This window comes from Pseudomonas sp. NPDC012596, assembly GCF_042902325.1.
In the GTDB taxonomy this organism is placed as follows: domain Bacteria; phylum Pseudomonadota; class Gammaproteobacteria; order Pseudomonadales; family Pseudomonadaceae; genus Aquipseudomonas.
Genome location: NZ_JBIBEB010000009.1, coordinates 205,885 through 215,584, shown reverse-complemented (window position 1 = coordinate 215,584; position 9,700 = coordinate 205,885). Strand labels below are relative to the sequence as shown.

At 66.1% G+C, this 9,700-nt stretch carries 1 protein-coding gene and 1 pseudogene; both read right to left on the bottom strand.

Annotation, left to right across the window (positions count from 1 at the left end):
- The coding region (locus ACFY68_RS13690) for a condensation domain-containing protein (RefSeq protein ID WP_387527986.1) at positions 1-1,856 on the bottom strand (1,856 nt) is incomplete at its 3' end.
- Between the two features lie 76 nt (positions 1,857-1,932).
- A pseudogene (locus ACFY68_RS13685) lies at positions 1,933-9,597 on the bottom strand (amino acid adenylation domain-containing protein); the annotation flags it as partial.
- Between the last annotated feature and the right edge of the window lie 103 nt (positions 9,598-9,700).

Genomic DNA, 9,700 nt, shown 5'->3' with positions numbered 1-9,700 from the left:
GCCAGGTGTGGCTGGGTCAGCAGCAGGCTGACGCCACTGTCTTCGAACAGGTAGGCCAGGCGTTCGGCCGGGTAGTCCGGGTCCAGCGGCACGTAGGCGCCACCGGCCTTGAGCACCGCCAGCAGGCCCACCACCAGTTCCAGGCTGCGCTCGGCAGCCACGCCCACCAGCACGTCTTCGCCTACGCCGGCGGCGATCAGCCGGTGCGCCAGGCGGTTGGCCCGGGCGTTGAGCTCGGCGTAGCTCAGTTGCTGTTCGCCGAACAGCAAGGCAGGCGCATCGGGGTTGGCCTGCACCTGCTGCTCGAACAGGCCGTGCACGGTCTGGGTCAGGTCGTAGGGGGTGGTGGTGGCGTTGAACTGCTCGAGCAGCACGCGCTCGTCGTTGTCCAGCATCGGCAGTTCGCCGATTCGGGTCTCCGGCGCGCAGACAATGGACTGCAGCAGGTTCAGCCAGTGGCGGCCCAGGTTTGCCACCGTCTGTGGCTTGAACAGGTCGGTGGCATAGACCAGGCTGGCACACAGGCCATCCGGGGTATCCTGGGTTTCCAGGGTCAGGTCAAGCTGAGCGGTCTGGGCTTCCAGCGGCAGGCCTTCGATCTGCAAGCCACCCAGGCTGGCCTTCAGCGTCTGCCCTTTGCTCACCTGGTGGTTGTGCATGACCTGGAACAGCGGGTTATGCCCCAGGCTGCGCTCGGGCTGCAGGGCCTCTACCAGCTGTTCGAACGGCAACTCGCTGTGGGCCTGAGCGTCATTGACCGTCTGCTCGACCTGGTGCAACCACTGTGCGAATGGCAGGCTGTCATCGACCTGCAGACGCAGTACCTGAGTGTTGACGAACAGGCCTACCAGGCGCTCGGTCTCGCTGCGGTTTCGATTGGCATTGGGCACGCCGATGCGCAGGTCGTGCTGGCCGCTGCAACGTTGCAGCACTACGGCGAACGACGCCAGAAGCAGCATGAACACCGTAGCGCCCTGGCGCTGGGCAAGTGCATGCAAGGCTTCGCTCAGCATCGGCGGCAGCGGCAATGCCAGCCGCGCGCCACGCAGGCTTTGATGCTGTGGCCGCGGATGGTCGGTGGGCAGCGCCAGCACCGGTGGCAGTTCGCCAAGCGTGGTGGTCCAGTAGTCCAACTGCCGCTGCAGTTCGCCCGATTCCATCCATTCGCGTTGCCAGCGTGCATAGTCGTGGTACTGGATCGACAACGCTGCCAGGCCGGTTGCCTGTCCCTGCGCTGCCGCGCTATAACAGGCCAGCAGTTCATCGACCACCACGCCCATCGACCACCCATCACTGATCGCGTGATGCAGCGTCATCAACAGTACGAAGTCGTCTTCAGCCAAGCCCACCAGTCGCACACGCCACAGCGGTTCGTTGGCCAGGTCGAACGGCGTGCGCAATTCCGTTTCGACGAGCGTCTGGATGTGCCTATCCCGCAAGTGAGCGAAAACTGGCGAAGTGTCAATCGACAGGGGGACTGCGCCCGACGCATCGTCCACAACCTGGTAAACCTCACCCTGCGCTTCGACGAAACGGGTGCGCAGGCTCGCCTGGCGTTCGACCAGCGCTTCAAGGGCCTGGCGCAGCGCATCGATGTCGAGCGCGCCGCGCAGGCGTAGTGCCACCGGGATGTTGTACGCACAACCCTGCGGGTCAAGCTGCCAGAGGAAGTGCTGGCGCTGCTGGGCATAGGACAACGGTGCCGGGCCACTGTCCTGGGCCGGCACGATGGGCAAGTGCGCGACGTTGACGCCCATGTCTCGCAGACGCGCAAACAATTGCCGGCGCTTGTCGCCGCTCAGCGCCCTGATCCGGGCGACCAGTTGTTCCGGGCGTGCGCCACCTTGCTTAAGCATTGTCTTCCTCCAGTTCGTCGAGCGCGCCGAAAATCAGCTCGAGCTCCAGATCTTGTCCTTGCTCGGACTGCATCTGTTGTAGATAGGTAGCCAGATCACCGAGCGTGCGCAGCCCCTGCAGTTGCTTGAGGGTCACGTCGATACCCAGCAGGCCGCGCACCCGCGTCTGCATCATCACCAGTTGCAGCGAGTGGCCACCGAGTTCGAAAAAGTCATCGTCCAGCCCTGCCCGCTCAAGCTGCAGGACATCGCACCACAGCGCCGCCAGCTGTTGTTCCAGGCTCGATTGCGGTGCTCTGTAAAGGGCTTTGCGGGGGGCGTTTGCCACAGTCGGCAACGCCTTGCGATCAAGTTTGCCGTTGGGTGTGAGCGGTAGCTGTTCAAGCCTGACCACCTGCGCTGGGACCATGTATTCCGGCAACACCCGGCGCAGCTGTTCACGCACGCTATCGGCGGCGGCGAGCTGTTCGTCGCCGACCAGGTAGGCCACCAGTTGCTCATTGCTGGCCAGCACAACGGCCTCGCGAACCCCGGCCAAAGCCAGCAACTGTGCTTCGATCTCGCCCAGTTCGATACGCAGGCCGCGGATTTTCACCTGATGGTCGACTCGACCCAGGTATTCAAGGTTGTCCTGTGCGCCCAGGCGCACCAGGTCGCCGGTACGGTACAGGCGCCCGCCCGCGCTGCCGAACGGGTCGGGCACGAAACGCTCGGCAGTCAACCCCGGGCGCAACAGGTAGCCTCGGGTGACGCCGGCGCCGCCCAGATAGAGCTCGCCGCGAAGTCCGCCGGGCACTGGCTGCAGCAGGTCGTCAAGCACGAAACCGCTGCTGTTGCTCAGTGGCCGGCCGATGCTGGCCTGGCCGTTGGCGCTGCGGCGCACCCAGGTGGAATAGGTGGTGTCTTCCGAGGGCCCGTACAGGTCGTTGACGTGCTTGATCGAACCACTGGCATACAGGGTGTCGACAAGCGCCTGCTTGAGTGGCTCACCCGCCAGGTTGACGATTTGCACGCTGTCAGGAATCTGCCCCGCACGGGCCAGCGCGGCGACCGCCGAAGGCACGCTGTTGATCAGCCGCACGTGCTCACGGGCAGGAAGCTGCGGGAGCTCCAGGGCATTGCGCGCAAGAATCACCTGACCGCCCAGGGCCAGGGTCACGAACAGCTCCCACACCGACAGGTCGAAGCACACCGAGGTCGATGCCAGCACGCCTTGCAAGTCCTGCGGACTGAAGACCTGAGCGGTCCACTCGACCAGCGCCTGCACGTTGCGGTGAGTAATGGCCACACCTTTGGGCCGGCCGGTGGAGCCAGAGGTATAGATCACGTAGGCAAGATTGCCCGCAGTGACCTGCGTGCACGGAGAGTGCTGTGGGTAATCGGCCAACTGCCCCATTCGGACGGTGGGTAAACTGCCGTGCAACTGTGTGAGTACCCCGTCCTCGGTCAGCAACACGCTGGCCTGGCTGTCTTCAAGCATGTAGGCGACCCGTTCGGCCGGGTAGTCCGGGTCCAACGGAACGTACGCACCCCCGGCCTTCAGTACGCCCAGCAGGGCGACCGGCAGTTGCGCATCGCGGCGCAGTGCCACGCCAACTCGCACCTCTGGCCCTACCCCCAGCTCGATCAGGCAATGGGCGACCTGATTGGCCTGGCGATCGAGTTGCGCGTAGCTCAGGCGTTGCGTGCCGGCGATCAGCGCCAGCGCATCACCCTGCGTGCGCACACGCTGCTCGATCATCTCGTGAATGCAACGTGCATCCGCCAGGCCAGGCTGATCGTCATTCCAATCCACCAACAGGTGCTGGCATTCGTCGGCGCCAAGCATCGACAGCTCGGCAAGCGGCCTGTCGGCCTGCGCCGGCAATTGCAGCAGAAGGTTGATCAGGTGTTCGGCGACGCGAGCCAATTGCGCGTCGGCAATCTGGCCACGGTCGTAGTTGAAGTGCAGTGCCAGCGTACTCCCAAGGGTCAGCATCAAGGTCAGCGAATAATGGGTCTGCTCCAGGTTGCGCACCTCGCCGAACCGCAGCCCCTCGGCGGCCGCCTGTTCGAGCACCTGTTCTACCGGGTAGTTCTCGAACACCAGCAAGGTATCGAACAGGGCGTCACCGGCATGCCCGGCCCAACGCTGGATGTCGGCCAGCGGCGTGTGTTCGTGCTCGCGCAGGGCCAGGTTCTGCACCTGGACGTGCTCCAGCCACTGCCCCAGTGAAGCCTGCGGCGGTGCCGAGGCGATCACCGGCAACGTATTGATGAACAAGCCAATCTGCTGCTCGGCCCCCGGCAGCGCGGACGGGCGACCGGCGACGGTGGCACCGAAGCATGGCGAAGCCTGCCCGGTATAGCGCTGCAGCAAGAGCAGCCAGGCGGCTTGCACCAAGGTGTTGAAGGTGACCTTGCGGGCTTTGGCAAAAGCCTCCAGCCGGGCAACCTGCTGTGCATCGAGCGACAGGTGCAGATCCGCACGCTGCCCAGCCTGACCCCCGCCCGCCAACTGGCTAGCCAGCAGTGTGGGTGCTTCGAGGCACGCCAGGCGCTCTCGCCAGAATGCTTCGCTGGCCACTGCATCCTGTGCCTGCAACCAGGCAATGTAATCACGCTGGCTGGAAACCGGCGCGGCCACCGCCAGGCCACTATAACGACGCAGCACCTCCGCCAGCAGCAGGCCGTTGCTCCAGCCGTCCATCAACAGATGATGGTGGGTGTAGATCATCTCCCACTGCGCCTGGCCGAGGCGCACCAGCACCACGCGCAGCAACGGCGCCTGGCGCAGGTCGAAGCCACGTTCGCGCTCTTCGAGGGCCAACGCCTCGAGCGCCTTCTGGTGGTCTGTCCGGGCACGCCAGTCCAGACAACTGAACGGCAGGCTCGCCTGGCGCTGCACGCGCTGCAACGGCTGTTGCAACTCACCGTCCCAGGCGAACCCGCTACGCAGCATGGGATGGGCCTGCAGGGTGGCCTGCCAGGCATCACGAAAACGTTCAGGCTCCAGGCCCTCGATCGCCAGACGCATCTGGTTGATATAGCTAGCGCTCTGTTGTCCGAGCAAGCTGTGGTACAGAAGCCCTTGCTGCATCGGCGCCAGTGGCAACAAGTCGTCAAGCCCGGCACAGCCCAGCGGTAGCGCATCGAGCCCCGCCTGGTCCAGGCCGGCGAGCGGGAAGTCCGATGGAGTGGCCTGTGGCACTTGCAGGGCGCAGCAGTGAGCTACCAGCTCGCTCAGGCGGGCCTTGAAGCGCGCCAGCAGTTCGGCAATGGTCGCCTGCTGATACATCTGGCTACTAAAACCGAACTGAAGCGCCAGCTCACCACCATAAACCTGACCTTCGACGGTCAACCAGTTGGCCAGCGGCGCATCGGTATCCTGGGCCAGGCCGCTGCTCTCGACGGCTGGGATCCACAGGGCCTGGTCGTCGAACTGGCGGTCGAACTGCCCCAGGTAGTTGAAGGTGATGCGTGGCGTTGCCAGCGCGGCGAGGGCCTGGCGCTGCGCCGGGGTGCCGAGCTGTTGCAGCAGGCCGTGGCCGAGGCCCTTGTTCGGCACGCTGCGCAGCTGTTCCTTGATGGCCTTTATGGCGCTGCCCGGCGCCTGTGTCGGGGTCAGGCGGACCGGGAACAGCGTAGTGAACCAGCCCACCGTGCGCGACAGGTCGATGTCCTCGAACACCTCTTCGCGGCCATGCCCCTCCAGTTGCACCAGCACCTCGGCCTGGCCGCTCCAGTCGGCCACGGCCTGGGCCAGGGCGGTCAGCAGCAGGTCGTTGGCCTGGGTGCGGTAGGCCGCCGGGGCCTCCTGCAACAGCTGGCGGGTGAAGGCTGCGTCAAATCGGGCTTCAAGCTTGCGGCCCTGGCGGTTGCTCGCCAGCCCTTGCGGGTTGTCGCAGGGCAGCTCGGCGGCCACGGTCTGCGCGCACCAGTAGTCAAGCTCGTCGGCGTGGCGCTCGGCCAATCCCGGCAGCCGCGCCGCCCAGGCCTGCCAGGCGCTGGTCTTGGCCGGTAATGGGGCTTGCTGGTAAGCCTGTTGCAGGTCTTCGAGCAGTACCCGCCAGGATACGCCATCGACCACCAGGTGGTGGATCACCAGCAACAGGCGCTGGCTGCCATCCGCCAACTGGACCAGGGCGGCGCGCAGCAGCGGCCCGTTGGCCAGGTCGAGGCTGCGCTGGGTGGCCTCGCACAGCTCGGCCAGTGCGTGCTCATCGGCGACTTGGTGCTGGGCGAACGGCAACCCCTGCTCACCTTCGGCATGCCACGCCTGCCAGTCGCCGTCCCGTTCACTGAAACGCAGGTTCAGGGCGTCGTGCTGACGCAGCAACTGCGCCACGGCCGCCGCCAGGCGCTCAGGCACCAACGCCTGGCGCGGGGTCAACAGCAGCGACTGGTTCCAGTGGCCGCGCACAGGCATGGCCTGGGCAAAGAACTGCAATTGAATCGGGCTCAGCAGCGCCGCACCCTGCACCTGGCCCTGCTGCGCCTCGACCTGCACCGCCTGCCCCGCCGCGCCCGCCAGGCTGCGCACGGTCTGGTACTGGAACAGATCACGCGGGCTGAACTGCAGGCCTTGGCGACGGGCGCGGCTGACCACCTGGATGGCGATGATCGAATCGCCGCCCAGCTCGAAGAAGTTGTCGTCGATGCCGACCTTTTCCACCCCGAGTACGGCGCACCAGATGTCGGCCAGGGTGCGCTGGGTTTCATTGCCTGGTGCGACATGGGCGCCGCGGGCGCTGGCCTGCGGTTGCGGCAGGGCTTTGCGGTCGAGCTTGCCGTTGGGTGTCAGCGGCAGGCTGGCCAGTGGCAGCAGATGGGTGGGCACCATGAACTCGGGCAGGGCCTGCAGCAGCCAGTCCTTGAGCACCTGCTGCCAGCCTTGGTCCTGCTGGTTGAGCACCAGGTAAGCAACCAGCTGCTTGCCATCAACGGCCAGCACCACCGCCTCGCGAACACTCGGATGCTGGGCCAGGCGTGCTTCGATTTCGCCCAGTTCGATGCGCAGACCGCGGATCTTAACTTGATGGTCGAAGCGCCCCAGGTATTCGATGACGCCGTCGCCGCGCTGGCGCACACGGTCGCCGGTGCGGTACAGGCGCTCGCCGCTGGCGAACGGGTCGGCGACGAAGCGCTCGGCCGTCAGCCCCGGGCGGCGATGGTAACCGCGGGCCAGGCCGACACCGCCCAGGTACAGTTCGCCGGCCACGCCGGGCGCGACCGGTTCCAGCCCGGCATCCAGCACATAGGTGCGCAGGTTGGCGATGGGCAGGCCAATCGGCACGCTGTCGCGGCCCTCTTCGGCGCAGGTCCAGTGGGTGACGTCGATGGCCGCCTCGGTAGGGCCGTACAAGTTGTACAGGCCTGCCTGCGGCAGCTTGGCGAACACTTGCTGCTGGGCATCCACCGGCAGCGCCTCGCCACTGCAGACGATACGCCGCAGGCTGGCGCAGGCCTCGACGCCAGGCTCATGGATGAAGGCCTGGAGCATTGATGGGACGAAATGCAGGGTACTCACCTGATGGCGCTGCAGGGTCGCGATCAGCCGCGCCGGGTCACGATGCTCGCCCGGTGCCGCCACCGCCAGGCGGGCGCCGGTCATCAGTGGCCAGAAGAACTCCCACACCGACACGTCGAAACTGAACGGGGTCTTCTGCAGCACCGTGTCGCTGCCATCCAGGCCATAGGCCTGCTGCATCCAGCACAGCCGGTTGGTCAGGGCTGCATGGCTGTTGCCCGCGCCTTTCGGGCGGCCGGTTGAACCGGAGGTGTAAATCACGTAGGCCAGCTGGCTGGCCACCACCGGCAGGTTCAGCGCCGTGGCCGGCAGTGCGTCCAGCGCCAACTGGTCGAGGGCCACGCAGCGCACGCCCGCCGGCACCGGCAGGGTTTCCAGCAACGCCTGCTGGGTGAGCAGCAGCGCGATGCCGCTGTCCTCGATCATGTAGGCCAGGCGCTCTGCAGGGTATTCCGGGTCCAGCGGCACATAGGCGGCGCCGGCCTTGAGGGTGGCCAGCAGGCCTACCACCATTTCGACGCTGCGCTGCACGCTGATGCCGACCAGCCGGTCGGCGCCGGCGCCCTGCGCGCGCAGGTAATGGGCCAGGCGATTGGCCTGCGCATCCAGCTCGGCGTAGCTCAGTGCCGTATCGCCGAACACCAGCGCCGGTGCCTGCGGCGTGCGCTGCACCTGGTCTTCGATCAGCTGGTGCACGGCGGTGTGCAGCGGATAATCCGTGGCGGTTGCGTTCCAGTCGTGCAGTACCGTGCGCAGGGTCGCCTGGTCGAGCATCGGCAGCTGCCACAGGGCAGCTTGTGGCTGCGCGACCAGGGCGCGCAGCAGGGTCTGCCAATGCTCGGCCATGCGCTGCACGGTGGCCGCGTCGAACAGGTCGCAGGCGTACGTGAAGGCGGCATGCAGCACCCCGCCCTTCTCATAGGTGTCCAGGCTCAGGTCGAACTGGGTGGTGCGGCTGCGCCATTGCAGGGGGCACAGCTCCAGCCCCGAGCTCAGGGTGACTGCGGCCAGGTCGGCCACCTGCGGCTGATGGTTGTACATCACCTGGAACAGCGGCGCGTGCGCCAGGCTGCGTTCGACCTTCAGCGCATCGACCAGGCGCTCGAACGGCAAGTCCTGGTGTGCCTGGGCACCGAGCACGGTCTGGCGCACGGCCTGCAGATAATCGAGTACATCGGCTTGGGCATCCGGTTGCAGGCGCAACACCTGGGTATTGACGAACAGGCCGATCAGCCCCTCGATTTCGCTGCGGTTGCGGTTGGCCACCGGGCTGCCGATGCGCAGGTCGGCCTGGCCGGTGTGGCGCTGCAGCAACAGGCCGAACCCCGCCAACAGCAGCATGAACAACGTCAGGTTGTGCTGGCGGGCAAAGCTGCGCAGCTGTTCGGCCAGGGCGGCATCGACAGCGAACTCAAGGCGGTTGCCGCGAAAGCTCGGGGTGGCAGGCCGCGCATGGTCAAGCGGCAGCTCCAGCACGGGCTGCTCGTCACCCAGCGTGGCCTGCCAGTAGGCCAGCTGGCGCTCCAGCTCACCGGCTTCCAGCCAGCGGCGCTGCCACAAGGCGTAATCGACGTACTGGATCGGCAACGCCGGCAGGCGTGGCTGTTCGCCCGCGGCGAACGCGTCGTAGCAGCGGCTGAACTCGTCGATCAGCACGTTCATCGACCAGCCATCGGAGACGATATGGTGCAAGGTGAGCAGCAGCACGTGCTCCTGCTCCGCCAGGTGCAACAGGCGAATGCGCAGCAGCGGCCCGTGCTCCAGGTCGAACGGGCGCAGCGATTCGGCCTCCACTTCAGCCTGTACCCGGGCCTCGCGGGCTTCCTCGGCGAACGCGCTCAGGTCCAGGCGCTGCACCTGCGGCTCGGCGGGGCGCAGCACTTGCGCCAGGCTTTCATCAGCTTGCTGCTCAAACACACAAGCCAGGCTCTGGTGGCGGTCAAGCAACGTCACGAATGCCTGCTGCAGGGCCGGCTCGTCCAGCTTGCCCTTGAGCCTTACCGCACCCGGCAGGTTGTAGGCGCCACCCTCTGGGTCGAGCTGCCAGAGCACCCACATGCGTTGCTGGGCGTAGGAAGGCGCCAGGCGGTCCTCGGCCGCCACGCCCGCAGGGATAGGGAACTGGGAAAAGTCGATGCCCTCTCTGGCCAGGCCATCAAGGAACAGGCGGCGCTTTTCCAGCGGCAGTTCGATGAAACGGCGGGCCAGTTGCAGGGACTTTTCGGCATTCATCAGATTGCTTCCGTACGAGTGAGGTACCACGGGCAGTGCCCGGCTATCCCTACGAAACGGATACAACCTGCAAAAAATTAAGCGTGCGCAACACCCTGGGCGC